Origin of the sequence: Leucobacter chromiireducens (assembly GCF_003917135.1) — a bacterium.
In the GTDB taxonomy this organism is placed as follows: Bacteria; Actinomycetota; Actinomycetes; order Actinomycetales; family Microbacteriaceae; genus Leucobacter; species Leucobacter chromiireducens_A.
In genome coordinates, this window is the sequence record NZ_RPDI01000003.1 from 101,145 (window position 1) to 120,891 (window position 19,747).

A 19,747-nucleotide genomic window follows, 5' to 3' on the forward strand; every position below is an offset into this window, starting at 1 on the left:
CCGCGGCCGCCCGACGGCGAGCCTGCGCCACACGCGGAGCGCCTGGAACACGACCGGCGCGAGCGGCGTCACGGCGCGCGTGCCGGCGTCGACGTGGTTGTGCATGGTGTGCACGATGGGCACGCGGAGGCCGCGCGCGGCCCGGATCCCGATCATGGCACCCCAGAAGTCACCCTGCACGTGGACGAGATCCACCGGGGGCAGCTCGGCGAGGCGCGCGGCGAGCGCGCGGTCGGTACGCGCGCCGGGCCAGCTGATGCCGTACTCGCGGTCGCGGGTGATGGGGCGGGAGGGGAGATCGAGGTACACGCCGCGATCCGCCGCCGCGACCTCGAAACCCGGCCGGTGCAGGGCCGGCGCGGCGATCGTCACCCGGTGCCCCAGCTGCTCGAGCGCGCGCAGCTGCAACCGGATCGCCACCTGCACTCCGCCGAGCGAATCCGGGTGCTGATCCGTGACGACGAGCACGTGCATGATCAGCTCGCTGGGGTCTCGCCGCGGTACAGCGCTTCGAAGGTGTCGAGCGTGCGATCGATGTCGTGCACCTGCACCGCCTCGAGCGAGGCCTCCTGCATCTTCCGGTACTCCGCGGGAGACAGGCGCAGGATCTGCTCGACGCGCTCCGCGAGCTCACGGTCGTAGCCGGGCTGGAACAGGTAGCCGTTCTCGCCCTCGTGCACGAGGTGCGGCAGCGCCATCGCGTCGGCGGCCACAATCGGCAGCCCCGAGGCCATCGCCTCCATCGTGGCGATCGACTGCAGCTCAGCGATCGACGCGATGACGAATACGCTCGCCCCGGTCAGGTGCGCACGCAGCTCGGCGTCGGTGACCCGGCCGGTGAAGTGCACGCGGTCGCGAATGCCGAGCTCGCCGGCGAGCTTCTCCAGGTTCTTGCGCTGATCGCCGTCGCCGACGATCGTGAAGTTCACGCGGAGCTCGGGATCGATGCGCGGGATCGCGCGGAGGATCACGTCGATCTCCTTCTCGAGTGTCACGCGCCCGACGAAGACGAGGGTGTGCTCGGTGCGCGGCGTCAGGTCGGCGGTGTAGTCGGTGGCCCGCAGGCCGCAGCTCACCGGCAGCACACCGCGGCGGTGCGTGTTGCGCTCGAGGAAGTCCGCCGCGCGACGGGTCGGCGTCGTCACCTCGGCGGCGTGCCGCAGCACCCGGTCGGCGTCCCGCCAGCCCCAGCGCACGAACAGGCGCTTCGCGCGCTCGGGGAGCAGCGTGAAGTCGAGCACGTTCTCGGGCATGACATGGTTGGTCGCCACGATCCGGATCCCGCGCTTGGCGCCCTCGTGCGCGAGCGCGCGGCCGATCACGATGTGCGACTGGATGTGGATCACGTCGGGGCGTACCCGATCGAGCAGCTTGCGGGCGTAGCCGCGTGCGCGCCACGGCAGCACGAAGCGCAGCCAGTCGTGAGGGTACCAGCGCCAGCTGGCCCAGCGGTGCACCGTCATCTGCTCGCCCTCGATGGTTTCGAGGAAGCTTCCCGTGTTGCTGTGCCCCACCGACGGCGCGACCACGTGCACCTCGTCGCCCCGGCGGACGAGGCCTGCGGCGAGCCGCTCGGCGAACCGGGCTGCGCCGTTCACGTCGGGGAGGAAGGTGTCGCAGCCGATCAGGATGCGAAGCGGAGCCGGGCGCTCAGTGGTGCTCACGGTGTGCGGGAGTCCTTCGGTCGGGGAGGGATGGTCGCCGGTGGGCGATCACGCTCAAGTTTAGGCTTCCCGCACCACGAAGTCCCCTTCGGACGCGGTGTTCGCCCCCACTGCGGTACCGAAATGAGCGAAGTCGGTACCCAGGTGCCATGTCGGAGCCCGGAATGCGGCGCTGTGGGCACCGGGCTCCGTGCTCGTTCCGAGATCTGGGGCTCGGATCAGGGGGTTTCCTGTGCCTCGGTGGAAGGCCGCGCGCGAGGAATGTAGCGCGGCACCCAGCGCGCGAAGCCGGCGGCCCCGAGGACCGCGAGCGCGCCGGCGGCTCCCGCCGCGATCGGCAGCGAGGTGGCCGCGAGCGCGGAGATCGCGAGCGGGGCGGCAGCGCCGCCGAGGTCGACGAGGGTGCGCCAGGCTGACAGGAACGGCGCGGGGTGCGCCTGCGGCGCGAGGTCTGCGCCGAGCGTGAGCACGATGCCGCTCGACAGGCCGTTGCCGAGGCCGACCACCACGGCGCAGCCGAGCAGCCACGCCGCGGCATTCGGGCCGTCGTGCGTGAACGCGAGCGTCCCGAACGCGATCCCCATGCCGATGGTGGCGGGCAGCGCCGCCCAGAGCCGCCCGTAGCGGTCCATCACCTGGCCGCTGAGGTAGAACAGGGCGAAGTCGACGGTGCCGCAGATCCCCATGATGAGTGCGACGGCTGAGGCGTCGAGCCCGATCGAGACGCCCCAGAGCGGCAGCAGCACGTCCTTCACGGTGCGGAGCCCCGACAGCACTGCCGCCGAGCCGCCGACGCGCACGAGCGGGGCGCCGTGATCCCGGATCGCTGCGCGCACGCCGCCGGCGGGCGCGGCGTCCTCGGTGGCGGCGCCGGTGCCTGCCGCGGCGCCGGACCGCGCTCCCGCGACCGGCGCGGCGGGCAGCACCCGCTCGGGATCCGGTGCGAACCACACGAGCACCGCGCAGAGCGCGAGGCAGGCGACGAACGCCCACACGGGGGATCGCGGCGAGCCGGTCACGCCCAGCAGCCCGGCCGCGAGGAACGGCCCACCGAAACGGCCCAGCCGGTGCGAGCCCCCGATGAGGGAGAGCGCGCGTGCGCGGAAGCTGACCGGCACACGCGTCGTCATGAACGAGTGTCGCGCAAGGCCGAAGGTCGCGGCGGCGAAGCCGATCACCAGTACGGCGATGCCGAGCAGCGCCGAGCTGGGGGCGAGGGCGACGCCGAGTGCGCCGACGAGCGCGACGCCGCTCGCAAGCAGCATCGCGATGCGTTCCCCCGCGCGGGCGACGACCCACCCGGCCGGGAGGTTGCCGAGCAGCTGCCCGACCACGAGCGCCGAGGCGATCACGCCGGATAGCGCGAGGCTCGCCCCCATCCCGACCGCCACCACGGGGATGAGCGGCATGAGCGCGTTCTGCCCGAGCGTGAAGAGGATGGTCGGCCCGTAGATGCTGGGGGCCATCCGCGTGAGCAGGGTGCGCGTCGGGTGTGTCATAGCGGCTTCAGACTAGTGCGCCGAGCACCCAGCGCGCGACGCCGCAACTCCGTACCGTAATGCGGCATTTTTTCACTGTGCGTGGACGCTCTGGTGAAGAATGCCTGATGAGTCCACGCTGGAATGGCGCCAAAGATCCACTCCCCTGCAGCCGCCAAGATCGGAACGCACATCCGTACGGTCCGGCTGAAGCTGGGCATCTCGCAGGAGGATCTGGGCGAGCTCTCCGAGATCAACTGGACGAGCATCGGCAAGATCGAACGTGGCGTGTCCAGCCCGAACGTGGAGACCCTCGTGCGGCTCGCGGCGGCGCTGAGCGTCGAGCCAGGCACGCTCCTCGTCGGCGTCACCCCGGACGACTACGGGGATCGCGCCCATCGGCTCACCGCGCGCGACCTGATCAGGGCGCGGGCCGCCGAGCAGACAGCACGGTAAACGTCCGATCCCGGGCGAGCTGCCGGCTCGGGCCGACGGTCCGCTCAACGAGCGGGCGGTACCTCAGGTGCGAGTTGAAGACGATGCGGAGCTCGCCGCCGGGCGCGAGCGCACGCGCGCAGGCCGCGATCAGGCGATGCGCCACCCCGGCGTGCACCGTCGCCCCCGTGTGGAACGGCGGGTTGAGCAGGATCAGCTCGGCCCAGCCGTCTGGCACCGCCTCGAGCGCGTCGGCGCGGTGCACGCACACGCCGGCAGGCGATTCGGCATCCCCGTCGGCGCACCCGGCGGCCAGGACGCCAGCGCGCTCCGCCGTCAGCGTCGTGGCCTGGAACGCTGCGGCCGACTGATCGGTCGCGATGACGTGGGCCGCAGGCAGCGCACGCGCGGCGGACACCGCGAGCACCCCGTTCCCGCAGCCGAGGTCGACGACGCGGCGCACGCCGGCGTCCACACCGCCGAGGCCGGTGAGCAGCAGCCGGCTGCCGTGGTCGAGGGTGGCTCCACCGAACGTCGCCCCGAACGTCGCGACCGGAAACGCGAGATCGGGATCCGTGCCGAACCGAGGGAAGGGGGCCTGGCCCAGCTCCGCTGCCGCGCGCGGCCCGCTCGCCGAGAGCACCCGTGACTTCCGCCGCGCGAGCCCGGCCGACACCTCGGTGAAGCGCCGCCTGAGCACCTCGTTCATCGCGAGCGTCATGTGCTTCACGCGGCCGCCGGCAACCACGCGCACCTCCGGGTGCGCGTACGCGGCGATCGCCCACGCGATCTCGTCGAGCGCGTCGAGACCGCGCGGCAGCTGCACGAGCACCACGCGCGCGCCGGCGAGGAGTGCGGCGTCGAGCTGGTGCGAGGCGAACGCGCCGTCCTGGCCTGCCGCGATCCCGAGCTGCGTCGCGTTCCGGTGCAGCGCGCGCTCGCCCAGCACCGGATCCTGGAACACGCGGATGCCGCGCGCACCGAGCAGCGCCGCCGCGCCCAGGGTGAGCGCGCCGTGGCGATCGCCGATCACCGCGAGCTCGCCAGCGCCGAGCGCCGCGATCTCCGCCGCCGCGGTGGCGAGCAGGAGCTCATCGCTCGCGTCGTAGGCCTGCAGCTCTTCCGCGTCGAAATCGGGTGCTCGCGAGAGCCCGGCGAAGAAGTCGGCTGCCCCGGCTAGGGCGTCCACACGACCACTTCCGCGTTGCGGCGCACGCGGGTGCCGCGGCGGAGCGTGACGACTTCGCCGCCGGCGCCGCCCGCGGCGAATACGCGCCGATCCGGCCGCTGCATGCGCTCCTCGGAGAGCGCACGTTCGAGCTCGCGCACCTGGTGCTGGAGCTGCTCAACGCGGTCCTCCAGCTGCAGCACGCGGCGGATCCCCTCGAGGCTCAGCCCCTCGGCCGACAGGCGCGCCACCTCGCGCAACCGGGACACGTCGTGCAGCGAGTAGCGCCTGGTGTTGCCGCGCGTGCGCTGCGGGGACACGAGGCCGATGCGGTCGTACTGCCGCAGCGTCTGCGGGTGCATCTCGGCGAGCTCCGCTGCTGCCGCGATCGCAAAAACGGGTGTGAAGCGGTCCATCTGGGGTGTTGCCATGATGTGCGGTCCTCTCGTCCCCGGTGGTCGGTGTGGGCCGGCCGCGCTGGGCGGCCGGCCCGGCACGCTAGCCGCGTGCGCGCGCGAGGAGGTCCTCGCGCGGGTTCTCCTGCGGTTCGACGTCGCGGAAGGCCTCGAGCGCGGCCCGCGCCTCCGCCGACAGGTGGCTCGGCACCACGACCTGCACCTCAGCGAGGAGATCGCCGGTGGCCTTCGCCGTCTGGACGCCGCGGCCCTTGACGCGCAGCACGCGCCCGCTCGGAGTGCCAGGCTGCACCTTCAGCTTCACCGGGTCACCGCCGAGCGTCGGCACCTCGACGGTGGCGCCGAGCGCCGCCTCCGAGAAGGTGATCGGGAGTTTGAGCCGCAAATTGTTGCCGTCGCGCTCGAACACCGGGTGCTTGCGCACGGCGACCGTGAGAATGATGTCCCCCGGCTGCCCGCCGTTCGGGCTCGGTTCGCCCTTGCCGCGCACCTTGATCTTCTGCCCGTCGGACACGCCTGCCGGGATCTTCACCTTGACGGTGCCGCTCGGCGCCTGCAGCGTGACGGTCTTGCCGTGCACCGCGGTCTCGAAGTCGAGGGTGGTGGAGGCCTGCACATCGCGTCCCGGCTGGGGGCCGCGCTGCGCTCCGCCGAACATCCCGAAGATGTCCTCGAAGCCCTGGCCACCCCCCTGCTGGAAGGTGTACTGCTGGCCACCGCGACCCGCGCCGCCGAACATGCCGCCGAAGACGTCCTCGAAGCCCTGCGCGCCGCCTCCGCCGGAGGTGAAGCGCGCGCCGCCGGCACCCATCGCACGGATCTGATCGTACTCGGCGCGCTGCTCAGCGTCGGAGAGCACCGAGTAGGCCTCGCTGATCTCCTTGAACTTCGCCTCCGCTGCCGCGTCGCCCGGGTTGGAGTCCGGGTGATAGGTACGGGCGAGCTTCCGGTAGGTCTTCTTCAGCTCCGCGTCGCTCGCCGTCTTGGAGACGCCGAGGATCTGGTAGAAGTCCTTATCGAGCCAATCTTGACTAGCCATCAGCCCCCACCGCCACCGCTACCTTGGCGGGGCGCAGCTCAACATCGCCAAGCCGGTACCCCCGCTCGATGACGTCCAGGACCGTGTCCTGCTCGGTGCCGGGCACGGGCACCTGCGCGATCGCTTCGTGCAGCTGCGGGTCGAAGGGCTCGCCCTTCTCGCCGAAGCTCGCGAGGCCGAAGCGCTCGAGCGTGCTGCGCAGCTTCTGCCCGATCGTCGCGAACGCGGTGCCCTCAACAAGATCACCGTGCTGCTCGGCGCGGTCGAGATCGTCGAGCACCGAGAGCAGCGGCGTGACCGCCGCCGCGATGGCGCGCTGCTTCTCGAGGGCGGCGTTCGCCTCGGTGCGCTTCCGATAATTCGCGTACTCGGCGGTCAGGCGACGGAGATCCTCCAGGTAGGGGTTCTCGGCGTCGTCTGCCGCGCCGTCCGCGCCAGCGGCCGCGTCGTTCTGCTCGGCGTTCAGGATGTCGTCGACCGTGAGGTCCTCCTGCTGCGGCTCGGGGCCGGAGGCATTCGCCTCCGACCCCGCAGCAGGAACCTCACTCCCGGTGAACTCGTCGTCCGAGCCCGGGGTGTGCTGTTCCGAGTTCGTCATCGTTACTTCTGCTCTCCGGCGTTCTCGGACTCGTCGTCCTCGACCACCTCGGCGTCGACCACGTCATCATCGTTCGATGCGTCAGCACCGTCGGCTGCCGGATGCTCGGCCTGCGCCGCGGCGTAGATCGCCTCGCCGAGCTTCGACTGGCTCTGGCTGAGCTTCTCCGAAGCCGTCTTCACGGCAGCCTCGTCCTCGCCGGCCAGCGCCTGCTTCAGCGCGTCGAGGTCGCCCTGCACCTCGGTCTTGACGTCCTCAGGGAGCTTGTCCTCGTTCTCCGAGATCAGCTTCTCGACGGAGTACGCGAGCTGCTCAGCGTTGTTGCGCTGCTCGGCAGCCTCGCGGCGCTGCTTGTCCTCCGCCGCGTGCTCCTCGGCCTCGCGCACCATGCGCTCGATGTCTTCCTTCGAGAGCGTCGACCCACCGGAGATGGTGATCGTCTGCTCCTTGCCGGTGCCCTTGTCCTTCGCGGACACCTGCACGATGCCGTTCGCATCGATGTCGAAGGTGACCTCGATCTGCGGGATGCCGCGCGGCGCCGGGGCGATGCCGGTCAGCTCGAAGGTGCCGAGGTTCTTGTTGTCGCGGGTGAACTCGCGCTCACCCTGGAACACCTGGATCGCGACCGAGGGCTGGCTGTCCTCAGCGGTGGTGAAGGTCTCCGAGCGCTTCGTCGGGATGGCCGTGTTGCGCTCGATGAGCTTCGTCATGATGCCGCCCTTGGTCTCGATGCCGAGCGACAGGGGGGTGACGTCGATGAGCAGCACGTCCTTGCGCTCACCCTTCAGCACGCCGGCCTGGAGGGCTGCGCCAACGGCGACGACCTCATCGGGGTTCACGCCCTTGTTGGGCTCGCGGCCGCCGGTGAGCTGCTTCACGAGTTCAGTGACGGCGGGCATACGGGTCGAGCCGCCGACGAGCACCACGTGCGCGATGTCGCTGACCTTGACGCCCGCCTCGGCGATGACGTCCTGGAACGGCTTGCGGGTGCGCTCGAGCAGATCCTTCGTGAGCTCCTCGAACTTCGCGCGGGTGAGCGTCTCGTCGAGGTTCGCCGGGCCGTTCTCGGTGAGCGAGAGGTAGGGGAGCTGCACCTGGGTGCTCATCGAGTTCGAGAGCTCCTTCTTGGCCTGCTCCGCTGCCTCCTTGAGGCGCTGCAGCGCGATCTTGTCGCCCGACACGTCGACGCCGGTCGCGGACTTGAACTGCGCGGCCAGGTAGTCGACGACGCGCTGATCCCAGTCGTCGCCGCCGAGGCGGTTGTCACCCGAGGTGGCGCGCACCTGGATCGTGGAGAAGTCGTCGTCCTTGCCCACCTCGAGGAGGGAGACATCGAACGTGCCGCCGCCGAGGTCGAAAACGAGGATGAGCTCGTCTTCCTTGCCCTTGTCGAGGCCGTACGCGAGGGCCGCAGCGGTGGGCTCGTTGATGATGCGGAGCACGTTGAGGCCCGCAATCTCACCGGCCTCCTTCGTGGCCTGACGCTCAGCGTCGTTGAAGTAGGCGGGGACGGTGATGACGGCGTCGGTGACCTTGTCGCCCAGGTACGTCTCCGCGTCGCGCTTCAGCTTCATGAGCGTGCGGGCGCTGATCTCCTGCGCGGTGTAGCGCTTTCCGTCGACGTCGTCGCTCTTCCAGTCGGTGCCCATGTGGCGCTTCACCGAAGCGATCGTGCGGTCGACGTTGGTCACGGCCTGGCGCTTGGCGGTCTCGCCGACGAGCACCTCGCCGTCCTTCGTGAACGCGACGATCGAGGGCGTGGTGCGGAAGCCTTCCGCGTTGGCGATGACGGTGGGCTCGCCACCCTCGAGAACGGCGACCACCGAGTTCGTGGTGCCGAGGTCGATACCGACTGCACGTGACATGTGCGCTCCTTTGTATGTGTGTATTCGGCGCCGTGTGCGGCACCGGGGTCTTCTCGCTCGGGATCGGATCGCCCGACCTTGAGCCTGATGCACTCAAGTTTACCGAGCGGCTCGAGTGAGTCAAGTTGATTCACCAAAACTTGAGCTGATCACACTCAACTTTCAGGAAATGGCCACGATCCGGCCAGATTCTCCCCTGATCAGACCACACGCGGTCCCGAATCCCCCTCCCGCCGCGACCCGCTTGCCACTACTGTGAGCAGCATGAGCGAAACCGCGCCGGCCGCCCCTCCCACCGCGACTCCCCCGGCCGCCCCCGCCGGGAAGGGGCGCATCCTCGCCTGGTCGCTGTGGGACTGGGGATCCGCGGCGTTCCAGGCCGTCGTGACCACCTTCGTGTTCGGCGTGTACATCACGCAGCCGGCGTTCGGCCCGGAGGCTGAGGTCACCGCGCAGCTCGGCACCGCGCTCCTCATCGCCGGCATCGCGGTCGCGCTCGTCGCCCCGATCACGGGCCAGCTCTCCGACGCCGCTGGACGCCGCAAGCTCTGGCTCGGGATCACGACCGCCGCCACCGTCGGCTGCACCGCGCTCCTCGCGCTCGTCGCCCCCGAACCGAACTACCTGATGCTCGGCCTCGTGCTGCTCGCCATCGGCAACGTGGCGTTCGAGTTCGCCACCGTCAGCTACAACGCCATGCTCAGCCAGATCTCCACGAACGCGAACGTCGGCCGTGTCTCCGGCTTCGGCTGGGGCATGGGCTACCTCGGCGGCATCGTGCTGCTCGCGATCCTGCTCGTCGGCTTCATCTTCCCCGATCCCGGCTGGTTCGGCGTCACCCACGAGGGCGGCTGGAACATCCGCGTCGCGATGCTCGTGTCAGCCGCATGGTTTGCGCTGAGCGCGATCCCCGTCTTCCTCGCGGTCCCCGAAATCACCCCCGACCCCGCGCGGAAGCCCGGCATGCGCGGCGTGTTCACCGCGTACGGCACCCTGTTCCGCACGATCGGCGGGCTCTGGACGAGCGCGCGCCAGACGCTCTTCTTCCTCGTCGCGAGCGCGGTGTTCCGCGACGGCCTCGCCGGGGTCTTCACCTTCGGCGGCGTGATCGCGGCGCGCAGCTTCGGCTTCGACGCGACCACGGTCATCATCTTCGCGATCGCCGCGAACGTGGTCGCCGGGCTCGCGACGATCGGCGCCGGCTTCGCGGAGGACCGGATCGGCGCGAAGCCGATCATGGTGGGCTCACTCGCCTGCATGATCCTCTCGGCGCTGCTCGTCTTCATCCTCGCCGACCTCGGCACGTGGGTGTTCTGGGTGTTCGGGCTGCTCCTGTGCATCTTCGTCGGCCCGGTGCAGTCTGCGAGCCGCACCTTCCTCACGCGCCTCATCCCCGCGGGCCGCGAGGGCGAGATCTTCGGGCTCTACGCGACGACCGGCCGCGCCGTGTCGTTCCTCGCACCCGGCGCGTTCACGCTCACGGTCGCGCTCGGCGGCGCGGCGATCTTCGGCATCCTCGGCATCGCGCTCGTGCTCATCGTCGGGCTGATCCTGCTCCTCCCCGTCCGCGCGCAGCGCGGCACGGCAACCGTCTCCACAGGCGCGTGACCGAGGCCCCGGCGGGGGCCGCGAGCCGCTAACCTGGATCGGTGGCCCGTCCCCCTCTGTCCCCCGAGCAGCTCGCCGTCTACGAACGGATCGAGCACACGCGCGAGCACATTTTCGTGACGGGCCGCGCGGGAACGGGCAAGTCGACGATCCTCACCCACCTGGCGTGGAACACGAGCAAGATCATCGCGGTCTGCGCGCCCACCGGCGTCGCGGCGCTCAACGTCGGCGGCCAGACCATCCACTCGCTGCTGCGACTCCCCACCGGCGTGATCGCCGACCAGGAGCTCGATCAGCCGGCCGAGCTGAAGAAGATGCTCGCCTCGATCGACACGCTCGTGATCGACGAGATCTCCATGGTGTCGGCGGACCTCATGGACGCAATCGACCGCTCGCTCCGCCAGGCGCGCGGCAAGCGGCACGACCCGTTCGGCGGCGCCCAGATCATCATGTTCGGGGATCCCTATCAGCTGCCACCCGTGCCGCCACGGGATCCGCACGAGCGCGCCTACTTCGCGGACACGTACCGCTCGCTCTGGTTCTTCGACGCGAACGTGTGGCAGGCCGCGGAGCTCTCGACGATCGAGCTCGTCGAGGTGCACCGCCAGCGCGACGATCGCTTCAAGCAGATCCTCGGCTCCGTGCGGCACGGCGTCGTCACCGCCGACCAGGCGGCGGAGCTGAACGCCGCGGGCGCGCGCCCGGCGCCGCGCGACGTGATCACGCTCGCGACGACCAACGCGACCGTGAACCGCATCAACGCCGAGCGGCTCGCGGAGATCCGCGGCGGCGCGCTCCGCGCGGTCGCGGAGATCAACGGCGAGTTCCGCGAGAACACCTATCCGGCCGACGAGGTGCTCGAGCTCAAGCCGGGCGCACAGGTCATGTTCCTCCGCAACGACGCCGACGGCCGCTGGGTGAACGGCACCATCGGCACGGTCTCCCGCGTCGACGGCACCGTCTGGGTGGAGGTGGACGACGAGGAGTACGAGGTCGAGCCCACCGTGTGGGAGCGCTACCGCTACCGCTACGACGCGGAGACGAAGAAGCTCGAGAAGGAGGTCGTCGCCGAGTTCGAGCAGTTCCCGCTGCGCCTCGCGTGGGCGGTGACCGTGCACAAGTCTCAGGGGCACACGTACGACGCCGCCGTGGTCGACCTGGGGCCGCGCGCGTTCAGCGCCGGGCAGACCTACGTCGCGCTCAGCCGCGTCCGCTCACTCGATGGGCTGTTCCTGCAGCGACCGCTGCAGCCGCGCGACGTCATCGTTGACCCGAACGTGGTCCGCTTCATGCAGCACCGCGAGGTGCGCGGCTAGGCTCGCTCGCATCGCGCTCCGTTGGCTCCGCACCATCGCGCTCGCGTGTCTGGCCGGGAAAGATGAACAGCAGCACGAACAGTGCCACTATCGCGATCCCAAGCAGCACCCCCATACGAGTCTTGATGAGCGTCGCCACGAGCCCAAGCCCGGGGATATGCAGGAGGTACCTGCCCACCTCACTGACGGTGTAGGGGTTCGGGTCCTCGCTCGCGTTCGCGTCACCCTGCATCCGCATCGTATAGACGCCGGGGTGGTCCTCGACTGGCTCAATCGCGGTCACGCGATGAGTAATGAGCCCGTCACCTTTCACCCGTGCGGTCGTGATCACGTCACCCACCTGAACCTCGGCCGCAGCGATGGGTTTCGTGAGGATGAGAGAGCCCGTCGGAATGTCGGGCTCCATCGATCCGGACATCACGTTCAGCGCTTGCACACCGAGTATCACCGACAGACAGAACACTACGATGCAGAGCCCGCCGATGACCGCAGCGATGTTCAGCACTGTTGTCCGAAATACTGAATAGAAGCGTCGCATGAGCCTCCTCTCCTCTGCGAAACACGTACTCGGCTGTGGGGCGCGAATGCCTCGCCCCACAGCCGAGCGCCGGGACTATGCCACCGACTCCGCGTCAAAACGTAGGCGGAGGGCGGACTGGCCACCGTTGTAATCAACCGTCTCAGGCTCATCGAGGTACGCGATAGTCAGGTCGAGGGTGGCCTCGCTCCCCTCGGCACCTGCGACGTACACGCCGCCCTGGCTCAATGGATCGCTCCCGCGAGCAGCCAGCGTGCCAAGTTCCCCACCTGCCTGGTCCCACGGCAGGTCTGCGAACAGTTCAGTGCCGTCGATCGCTGCGCTGAAGCGGAGAAACTTCGTGATGTTCGGTTGGCTCCCCACTGAACCATCACCGTTCAGGAGCTGCGTCTCGAAGCTCACCATCGCGCGCATGTTCCGAGTGTTATTGAACACTGGAATCGATGTGCTGATCTCACCGCCGGGGATGAGCCCGTCCGAGCCGTCGATGATCCAGTCGTAGCCGGCGTCGGAGTCAGCCTGCTCCACCGTGTCGTCGGCGAGGACCACCCCGATATCGAACCGGTTACTGTTCCCGATGCCTTCACCGCCCAGGTTCAGGTTCGCCCAGTCAGTAAACGCCGCTGCTGTGGCGACTGCCCCCACCAGCAGCAAAGTACCGCCCGCGAGCAGCGCCCGTTTCCTCCCGGAGGCACGACCGATGGCTCCGAATCGTTCACGCAGTTTCTGCATCACTTTCTCTCTTACTCTCACAGTTCGGATGGACCAGCGGATCAGTGAAACACGCTGAAGTCGACGGAAGTGATCTTGCGCAGTGCTGCGCCAGTTGGCCTCCCGGTCGCACCCGCTGGGTTGTACCCCTGTCCCCAGTACTCGCCGTTTGACTTGGCCCAGATGTAGAACCCCTGTCCAGCGAGGACTTGCGACACCTCGGTGTCAATCAGTGCGCTTGTTTGTGGGAAGCCTCCATAATCATCAGAAGCGCCATAGCCGTAGAGGTTGCCCGCGCTGTCCAGAAGCGCGGCCCCAGTGAAGCCGGCGACGGAACGAGTAATCCCTGAGAGGAGTGTGCTCGGGACAAGTCCGGGCGAGGCCGCGGCCGGCGCTCCACCGCCAGCTGGCCTCCCCCCGATACGCGTCGCGTTCGATCCCCAGGTGAGCACCGTCCCGTCTGAAAGGACCGCGTGCCCCATGTTGATGCCGCCCGCGACACTGACGATGAACGCTTGTCCCGCAGGAACGTTTGATTTGAACCACGGGCTCAGCGCCTGCGACATGACCGCACCACCAGTGCTCCCGGCGTCCCCGGCCGGGGTGGAGCTTGTGCTGCCCCAGTACCACACCTCGCCATTGTTGAGGATCACCCAGAAATTGCGGTAGGCACCGTGCAGGGAGACGGGGAACCGCTCGCCGTCGTTCACAATTGGGTCTGGCAGTCCGGGCACCTGAGTCGCACCAGTTCCCCCGAGCCCGCCGTAGCTGTTGCTCCCCCAGGCCCAAACAGTGCCGTCGGTACGGATGCCCGCTCCAGCCATTTCCGTAGAAGAGATCACGGCGATGTCTTCCAGGAGCTCGCCACCGCCGTTCCACGCGCTCCCGATACGCACGCGTTCGGCGCGGTTGTCCGGACGTGAGGCTTCAGTCCCGTCCCGAGATGGGTACATCCCCCATCCCCAGACATGGCCGTCCTGTTGGAGCGCGTTGAAGTTGTAGATACCGCCAGTCACAGCGGCCGTCTCGCCCGCGGGAAGCCCGCCAACTTGCGTCGTATTCTGAAAGGTACCGCCAGCGTTCGAACCGGCCATCTTCATATCGGTGCGACCCCACACGTATGCGTTGCCATCGCTGCCCAGTCCGACACCGGTATCGACGGATCGGCCGGGTGCGAGTCCCGTAGCGAACGGAACTTCGATCTTCGCAGTGAGCGGCTCCGACTTCGCGTGTGCTGCATCGGTGTATGCCGCCGACGTAGAACTCACTAAGCCACCGGCGAGGAAGGCGAGGGCCGCGGTGGTAGCGAACACGCCGAGAACGGCGCGCCGCGAGGTTCGTGTGATCATCGTTGCGTTCGCTTTCTCGTAAGTACCAGTGTCACGCCGCCCGCGATCAGCAGCGCGCCAAGCAGCAGCGCGAGCAGCGGGGCAGCTCCGGTAATGGCGAGCTCTATCGGGGTCACTGTTTCGGGTACCCCTGGTACATCCGGCCCCTCCGGCGCAGACTGCGTTGCGGTGTAGGCGAAGACGAGCGACCCGCTCAGGCCCTGGTATTCGTCACCAGCGACCCGGGGGAGCGCGAGGTGACCCATCAGCGTGTAGGTTTCACCTGCCGGTAGCTCCGGCAGGTGATGTTCAGTGCCCAGCACGGCGCCAAGCGGCACTGACTCGGCCAATACGTCTCCGGTCCCATCCGTGAGCGTGACCTCGAGCGGAGTCGCCCCGTCGAAGAGTGCCCGGTCGCCCTCCCCGGTCACCGCAAGGGCGAGCGGCACAGGCATCGCGCTGGTGTTCGTCACCGTCATGTTCCATTCGGAGGAATGACCAGGAGCGGGAACGGCGACACGGACCTGCGCCGGTTCGACGTCGACCAGCTCGCTTGTGACAGCCTGAGCGCTCGGGCTCCCTGAGAACAGCAAGGACAGCGTGGCGGCACACGTTACGATCATGCGTGCGATCATCAGTTCGTCATCCCTTCGAAGACCAGGCCGATTACGGTCTCGCTCCCGCTCCACATGAACGGGATCTCGGGGTCGAGCACTGCCGAGAGCGTGACGGTGTGCTCCTCACCTGCGATCACGTCACTGAACGCGCGATCCGAGATGCCGTTGAACTCTGCGGCCGAAACGCCACTCGCCACGGCTGTGCCGTCATACAAAACGTCGAAGACTAAGCCCTCGAATAGTGCGGCGCAGGGACCGCTGCAGTCGCTTCGCAGTTGCAGCGACGGCGTCACATCACCGCCCGGTGCATCCGGGGCGATCCGCATGGTGGCAGTGAACTCCACGGGCTTCGAGAAGGTGATTTCCGCGCTTGGCGTGGTCGGATAGACCACAGCCGCTTCGGGGGTGTCTGCTTCGTGCCAGTTCCCGTCCGTGTCCTTCACCTGCACGGAGAATGCGACCGGGTTCCCTATGCCGCCGGAGGCGAGGTTCACGTTGGCATGGTCGATGTACGCGGCGCTGGTCACCCCAACCGCGCTCACGAGCAGCAGCGCACCGAGCCCAGCACCAAGCAAGACACGTGCTCTCGGACGCCTTGCGATCATGAGTTCTCTCCATCAAACCGGAACTGGACGTCCGTAGCGGCAAGCTGCCACTCGTTGCCAAGTCCCTCCGGCACTTCAACGGTGACGTCGAGCACACGCGCTTCGCCTGGCGCGACGACCCCCGCGAGACCAACCGTCTGGAGGTCGGGTCCCGCCACTCGGTTGATGAGCACGGTTCCCCCTTCTGCCACGGTGAAGACGAGAGCCGGAAACAAGTCGACGTAGTTGTTCGTTTCTGGATCCCGCTCGGCGCTGCGGTCGTTGGGGTCCTCAACCCGCAAGCTCAGATGCCCACCCAGCGTCGGACTCGCGTTCTTTACAGCGATTTTGAGGTCGAGAGAGGCGCCGGGACTCACCACGAACGGAGAATCGTCCTGAGTCAGCCGAATTCGATACGCTTCGGGGTTTCCCTGTTGCCAATTTGCTGCGGCGGGCTCCCAGGCGGGGTCGGCGGAGCCCATCGTGACGATGTCAAACCGATTCTGAGTACCGTCGAGAATCGCGATACTTTCCTTTGTGTCGACCAGCATTGCTGCGGTGACTAAGGCGCTCACGCCGAGCACCACGCCCGCGGCCAGCAACGTTCTTCGAATGGGAGGTTGAGTCATCTGCACTGTTTCCTATTCGTCAGGTTCGGCGCGGGGCACTGCCGCACCCCACACCGAACTTCACGGCCTACGGCTGGACGGAGCTGGCGTCGAAATGTGCCTGCACGTAGGACACCTGACCCTGGAGCGCGTTGTTCTCCGACTCAGTGGGTTGGTTGGGCAGCGTGACAGAAAGCGTCACAACGCCTTCAGCGCCTGTGGTGTAGATCCCGAGATCAAGAGAATTCACTGCGTCTTGATCAGCGCCGGAAACGAGGGGAGTCCCGTTCAGCAGCACCGTGTACTCGAGGAGGTCTCGGATCAGCGGATCTGAGGTCTTCCCTGGGCGATCTTGGAGCGTGAAGTCCATGTCAGCGCTCAGCACAGGGCTCTCGTTGCGGAATGGAATCTCGACACTCACGGTGTCACCCGGGGTCAGCACGTCTGCACCCGGGACGTTCACGTTGACGCCCTCCACGGTATTCGCCTCCTGCCAGGTGCCGGGCACTGGCAGCCCGTCTCCGTCGGTGCCGACGACCTGGATGTTGAAACGGTTGTTTCCGCCGATGCCGGAATCATCGGTGCCATTGCCGATGTTGAGGTTGGCAAAGTCAGTGAAGGCCGCGGCAGTGGCCAGACCAGCCACAATGAGAACGGCGCCACCAGCGATGACGGCACGTTTACGGCCGAGGCTTGGGCTGCTCAGATGCGACATATTCAGTACTTGGTCCTTTCGTGAGTCATGACGGGGATCATGACGGATGGGGGAACACCGGGACGACATCTGCGCGATTGGGACCCACGCAACGGCGCCCAGTTCGGCGAGCGACTGACGCCGCTCACACGTGTAGTGGCGAACCGAACAGAAGCGTGACCAGTTTTCTCAACTTTTTTTGAAGCCGCGAAACACCGGGTCGGGCGCGCGAAACCTGGCATCAACTGGGTGCGGCGGCCCCTCGGTCTCGTTGCAGAAGCCATCCGGCTGGCTTAGGTTGAAGACCGAGAAACAGCACAGAGACGTTGGGGCACTCGGTCGCGTCACGCAGCGTCGAGTGCGCTCCCCTCCGGGGTACTGAGCCCAGCCGAGGGCACCGTCAATCCCGGTGCCGGTTCACGGCACTCGCGATTCCTGGGTGGCCCCCTGACGCACTCCGCGGGAACTCCTCAGCACACCCCGCAACAAAGGAACCCACCAATGGACGCTATTGGGACGCTCTACCGGGAGGTGAGCCCCAAACTCCGCAGTTACCTCCGTACGCTCGGAGCCTCAATGGAAGAGGCAGAGGATGCCGTCGCTACCGCGTTTGAGACGCTGGTCGCAGCGGTGGACGAGGGAAACCCTCCGCACACAAATCCAACGGGGTTTCTCTACACGGTGGCGAAGCGAAACCTGTACTCCCAGTGGCGCGGCAATCGCCACACAGCACCGCTCAATGAGCTCCCCAGCGATCCGCTCCAGGAATCGCCGGATCACCTGACGGAAAACTTTGAGCATTTCATCACCACGCGCGCATTTCTGGCGCTGGCTGATTCGGAGCAGCAACTCATCTGGGCTGTCGCAGTCGAGCAGGTCCCGCAGAGCGAACTCGCGGCGCGGTTGGAACTCACCGCCGCGACACTGCGCAAGCGCGTCAGCCGTGCACGCGAACAGTTCCGGACGCACTATCTCGAACACTTCGCAGTGAGTCGCAGCTCGGATCCTGATTGCCGCAAGTACCTTCCTGTCCTCGCCCGCTTCATTCTGGGCTCGACTTCACGGACGCAGCACCGAAAACTGACTCGCCACCTCGACACCTGCACCCACTGCACACGGGCAGTGCACGAGATGCGAGACGAGGCAGCGCTCATCCGTCGGCTTCCCACGGTGCTCCCGACCGCGATCCTGACCGGCGCAGGCGCATCAGCGAGCATGCTGAAGATGCAGACCGGAGGAACGCCAATCTCGGCGATCCTGCTCCGCTGGTGGCAGGAGATGATTGGGCTTATCGCCATCAGCCTGAGCGGCGTGCTGCTCACCTTCGCGACGTTCGCAGCAGTTGATACGAATCGTTCCGCGTCACAGAGCTCGGCTGCAGGGCAATCCTCCGCACAGGCTGAACTTGCTCCCACCAATGGGTCGCAGGACGGCGGGGCTCCCCCCCGGGATGATGGTCAGGGCGCAGACTCCGGAGCAGAGCGGTCCGTGTCAGAGGTCACGATCTCGCCAGAGGGTCTCACGCTCACTCCACAGGAGATCGTCCTGGCGATGCCAGCACCTGGCCACAGCACCGAATGGTCACTCCTGGTGGCGAACGATTCGGCGGACGAGGAGGTGTCGCTCAGCCTTGCGGTCACCGCTGAACTTCATTCGGAACTGACCGCACTCCCGAGAGAGACACCACAGCTCACCGCGACCATCAACAGCGAAGAACATGTCGTGTCGATCCCGATCGAGACGGAGGGCCACGCGCTCATCGAACTGATTCCGCTCGAGGCGCACGACGTGCAGACGGTGACGTTGAAGCTCCACAGACTGCGATCTGACGAGGATCAGACTCTTGCTGGCTCCGTCACGGTGCTCGCAACCGCCATCGTTGCCGATGACCGGGGCAAGGACCGCCTCAGTAGCACGCCGCACGACAGTCGAACTGCTTCAGAACCCGCTCAACGGACCGGGGGAAGGGGAACCCGGCGGCGCCCAACGCAGCCAGGTATATCCCGGGCCAGACCCCAGCTACGCCGCGGCCGCCTTCGCCGCGCCGAGGTCGACGAACACCGCGGTGTTGAAGGCGTACGCCGTGCGCACTTCCTCCAGCATGCGCGCACGCTCGGCCTCGTCGAGCCGCTCGCCGAGCGCGTCGAGCTCCGCGCGGTAGGCGTCCTTGAACTCGGGGAGCGAGCCGAGCGCCGCGAAGTCGTAGAACGCGATGCCGGCGTGCGCGAGCTCGTGCTGCTTCGCCACGCGCTTCGCGATCATCTGGCCGCCAGACAGGTCACCGAGGTAGCGGGTGTAGTGGTGCGCGACGATCCCCGCGGCCCACCCCTCGTCAGCGATCTCGCGGATGCGGGCAGCATACGCCGCGGTGGCAGGCACTGGCGCGATGCGCTCGCGCCAGTCGGCGCCGATCAGGTGCGCGAGATCCTCCTCGAGCGCGGCCATGCGCACGAGCCCGCTCGGGTGGAACCCGGCGAATGCCGGATCCCGCACCAGCTGCTCGGCCGCGGCCTCGAGCGCCTCGTACATGAAGAAGTGCTGCGCGACGAGGTCGATGTAGTCCTGACGCGTGCCCTTGCCGCGCATGATGTCTTCCATGAACGTGGCGCCCTCGCTGTCGGAGTGGTCGCCCCACGAGCTCTCGCGGATCACGCGCGAGAACGGCTTCTCGCCATCCGCGGGCTCCTCGGCCGCGCCGTGGTGCGCTCCACCGTGGTGGCCGGCGCCGTGGTGATGATCCCCGTCGGCCGCCGGGGCGTGCTCCTCGCGCGCCGGTACGCCGAGCTTCTCGCACGCGGCGGTGTACAGCGCAACGACCTCGCGCCGGATCTCCGGGCGCTCCGTGATCGGCCCTGCCGGCCACGCCACCGAGAGTTCGTGCTCCCCTGCCGAGTCGCTGACGCGCCACACCCCGGCGTCGCCCGTCACCCCGACCATCGTGCTTGCTGTGGCCTCCGGGTAACCGAACGCTTTCGCGATCAGGAGATTATCGTCTGTATGGTCACCGTTCATGTGCCCAGTTACAGCCGCCACCACTTTGTCCGTAAAGATCGTCACCGCATCAGTCTAGTAAGGGCAAC

At 67.8% G+C, this 19,747-nt stretch carries 19 protein-coding genes and 1 pseudogene; 4 read left to right on the forward strand and 16 right to left on the reverse strand.

Translation table 11 applies throughout. The features are described from left to right. The 3 genes from EGM46_RS02480 to EGM46_RS02490 form a co-directional block, all read right to left on the reverse strand. Positions 1 to 474 (reverse strand): glycosyltransferase (locus EGM46_RS02480; RefSeq protein WP_164512792.1); only part of this gene is annotated, 474 nt, incomplete at its 3' end. Between the two features lie 2 nt (positions 475 to 476). Then, positions 477 to 1,664: a glycosyltransferase gene (locus EGM46_RS02485; RefSeq protein WP_125098579.1), complete on the reverse strand. Its 1,188-nt coding sequence runs from the start codon at positions 1,662 to 1,664 to the stop codon at positions 477 to 479. A 218-nt stretch (positions 1,665 to 1,882) separates the two neighbouring features. Further along, positions 1,883 to 3,163 (reverse strand): MFS transporter, encoded by a 1,281-nt coding sequence (locus EGM46_RS02490; protein WP_125098580.1) that lies wholly within the window; start codon positions 3,161 to 3,163, stop codon positions 1,883 to 1,885. Positions 3,164 to 3,286: 123 nt separating this feature from the next. Between EGM46_RS02490 and EGM46_RS02495 the strand changes: the two genes are divergently transcribed. Further along, positions 3,287 to 3,598: a helix-turn-helix domain-containing protein gene (locus tag EGM46_RS02495; protein WP_125098581.1), complete on the forward strand. Its 312-nt coding sequence runs from the start codon at positions 3,287 to 3,289 to the stop codon at positions 3,596 to 3,598. Here EGM46_RS02495 and EGM46_RS02500 read toward each other — a convergent pair. From EGM46_RS02500 to dnaK, 5 genes are all read right to left on the reverse strand, one after another. After that, positions 3,564 to 4,766 carry a class I SAM-dependent methyltransferase gene (locus EGM46_RS02500; protein WP_125098582.1) on the reverse strand — a complete coding sequence of 401 codons (1,203 nt, stop codon included), beginning with the start codon at positions 4,764 to 4,766 and terminating at the stop codon, positions 3,564 to 3,566. The two genes, EGM46_RS02495 and EGM46_RS02500, sit on opposite strands and share 35 nt — an antisense overlap. Next, on the reverse strand, positions 4,754 to 5,176 hold the full coding sequence (locus tag EGM46_RS02505) for a heat shock protein transcriptional repressor HspR (protein WP_241156136.1): 423 nt from the start codon (positions 5,174 to 5,176) through the stop codon (positions 4,754 to 4,756). Before EGM46_RS02505 ends, EGM46_RS02500 begins: the two co-directional genes overlap by 13 nt. Before the next feature lie 67 nt (positions 5,177 to 5,243). Next, on the reverse strand, positions 5,244 to 6,200 hold the full coding sequence (locus EGM46_RS02510) for a DnaJ C-terminal domain-containing protein (protein ID WP_125098583.1): 957 nt from the start codon (positions 6,198 to 6,200) through the stop codon (positions 5,244 to 5,246). Then, on the reverse strand, positions 6,193 to 6,798 hold the full coding sequence (locus tag EGM46_RS02515) for a nucleotide exchange factor GrpE (protein WP_125098584.1): 606 nt from the start codon (positions 6,796 to 6,798) through the stop codon (positions 6,193 to 6,195). The genes EGM46_RS02510 and EGM46_RS02515 overlap by 8 nt, the downstream gene beginning before the upstream one ends. Positions 6,799 to 6,800: 2 nt before the next feature. Continuing rightward, positions 6,801 to 8,663 carry a molecular chaperone DnaK gene (gene dnaK, locus EGM46_RS02520; RefSeq protein WP_125098585.1) on the reverse strand — a complete coding sequence of 621 codons (1,863 nt, stop codon included), beginning with the start codon at positions 8,661 to 8,663 and terminating at the stop codon, positions 6,801 to 6,803. Between the two features lie 264 nt (positions 8,664 to 8,927). On the opposite strand from dnaK, the gene EGM46_RS02525 reads away from it, so the two are divergent. Beyond that, the gene (locus tag EGM46_RS02525) at positions 8,928 to 10,271 is read left to right on the forward strand and encodes an MFS transporter (RefSeq protein WP_125098586.1); all 1,344 of its coding nucleotides are present in this window, start codon (positions 8,928 to 8,930) and stop codon (positions 10,269 to 10,271) included. 41 nt (positions 10,272 to 10,312) lie between these two features. Next, a complete protein-coding gene (locus tag EGM46_RS02530; protein ID WP_125098587.1) occupies positions 10,313 to 11,587 on the forward strand; it encodes an ATP-dependent DNA helicase in 1,275 nt (424 codons plus the stop codon). Here EGM46_RS02530 and EGM46_RS02535 read toward each other — a convergent pair. From EGM46_RS02535 to EGM46_RS02565, 7 genes are all read right to left on the reverse strand, one after another. Next, positions 11,559 to 12,125 (reverse strand): signal peptidase I, encoded by a 567-nt coding sequence (locus EGM46_RS02535; protein WP_125098588.1) that lies wholly within the window; start codon positions 12,123 to 12,125, stop codon positions 11,559 to 11,561. The two genes, EGM46_RS02530 and EGM46_RS02535, sit on opposite strands and share 29 nt — an antisense overlap. 75 nt (positions 12,126 to 12,200) lie before the next feature. Continuing rightward, positions 12,201 to 12,860 (reverse strand): hypothetical protein, encoded by a 660-nt coding sequence (locus tag EGM46_RS02540; protein WP_125098589.1) that lies wholly within the window; start codon positions 12,858 to 12,860, stop codon positions 12,201 to 12,203. 38 nt (positions 12,861 to 12,898) lie between these two features. Further along, a complete protein-coding gene (locus EGM46_RS02545) occupies positions 12,899 to 14,185 on the reverse strand; it encodes a hypothetical protein (protein WP_125098590.1) in 1,287 nt (428 codons plus the stop codon). Continuing rightward, entirely contained in the window at positions 14,182 to 14,799 is a 618-nt protein-coding gene (locus tag EGM46_RS02550) for a hypothetical protein (protein WP_125098591.1), read from the reverse strand. The genes EGM46_RS02545 and EGM46_RS02550 overlap by 4 nt, the downstream gene beginning before the upstream one ends. Next, the gene (locus EGM46_RS02555) at positions 14,799 to 15,386 is read right to left on the reverse strand and encodes a hypothetical protein (RefSeq protein ID WP_125098592.1); all 588 of its coding nucleotides are present in this window, start codon (positions 15,384 to 15,386) and stop codon (positions 14,799 to 14,801) included. Before EGM46_RS02555 ends, EGM46_RS02550 begins: the two co-directional genes overlap by 1 nt. Beyond that, entirely contained in the window at positions 15,383 to 15,994 is a 612-nt protein-coding gene (locus EGM46_RS02560) for a hypothetical protein (protein WP_125098593.1), read from the reverse strand. The genes EGM46_RS02555 and EGM46_RS02560 overlap by 4 nt, the downstream gene beginning before the upstream one ends. A 67-nt stretch (positions 15,995 to 16,061) precedes the next feature. Beyond that, positions 16,062 to 16,688, reverse strand: a complete 627-nt coding sequence (locus EGM46_RS02565) for a hypothetical protein (protein ID WP_125098594.1) — start codon at positions 16,686 to 16,688, stop codon at positions 16,062 to 16,064. Between the two features lie 480 nt (positions 16,689 to 17,168). Between EGM46_RS02565 and EGM46_RS15170 the strand changes: the two are divergent. Further along, positions 17,169 to 17,573, forward strand: a pseudogene (locus EGM46_RS15170) (RNA polymerase sigma factor); the annotation flags it as partial. A gap of 1,113 nt (positions 17,574 to 18,686) precedes the next feature. Here the strand turns inward: EGM46_RS15170 and EGM46_RS15130 are convergent. Then, entirely contained in the window at positions 18,687 to 19,724 is a 1,038-nt protein-coding gene (locus EGM46_RS15130) for a biliverdin-producing heme oxygenase (RefSeq protein ID WP_346773386.1), read from the reverse strand. Positions 19,725 to 19,747 lie beyond the last annotated feature (23 nt).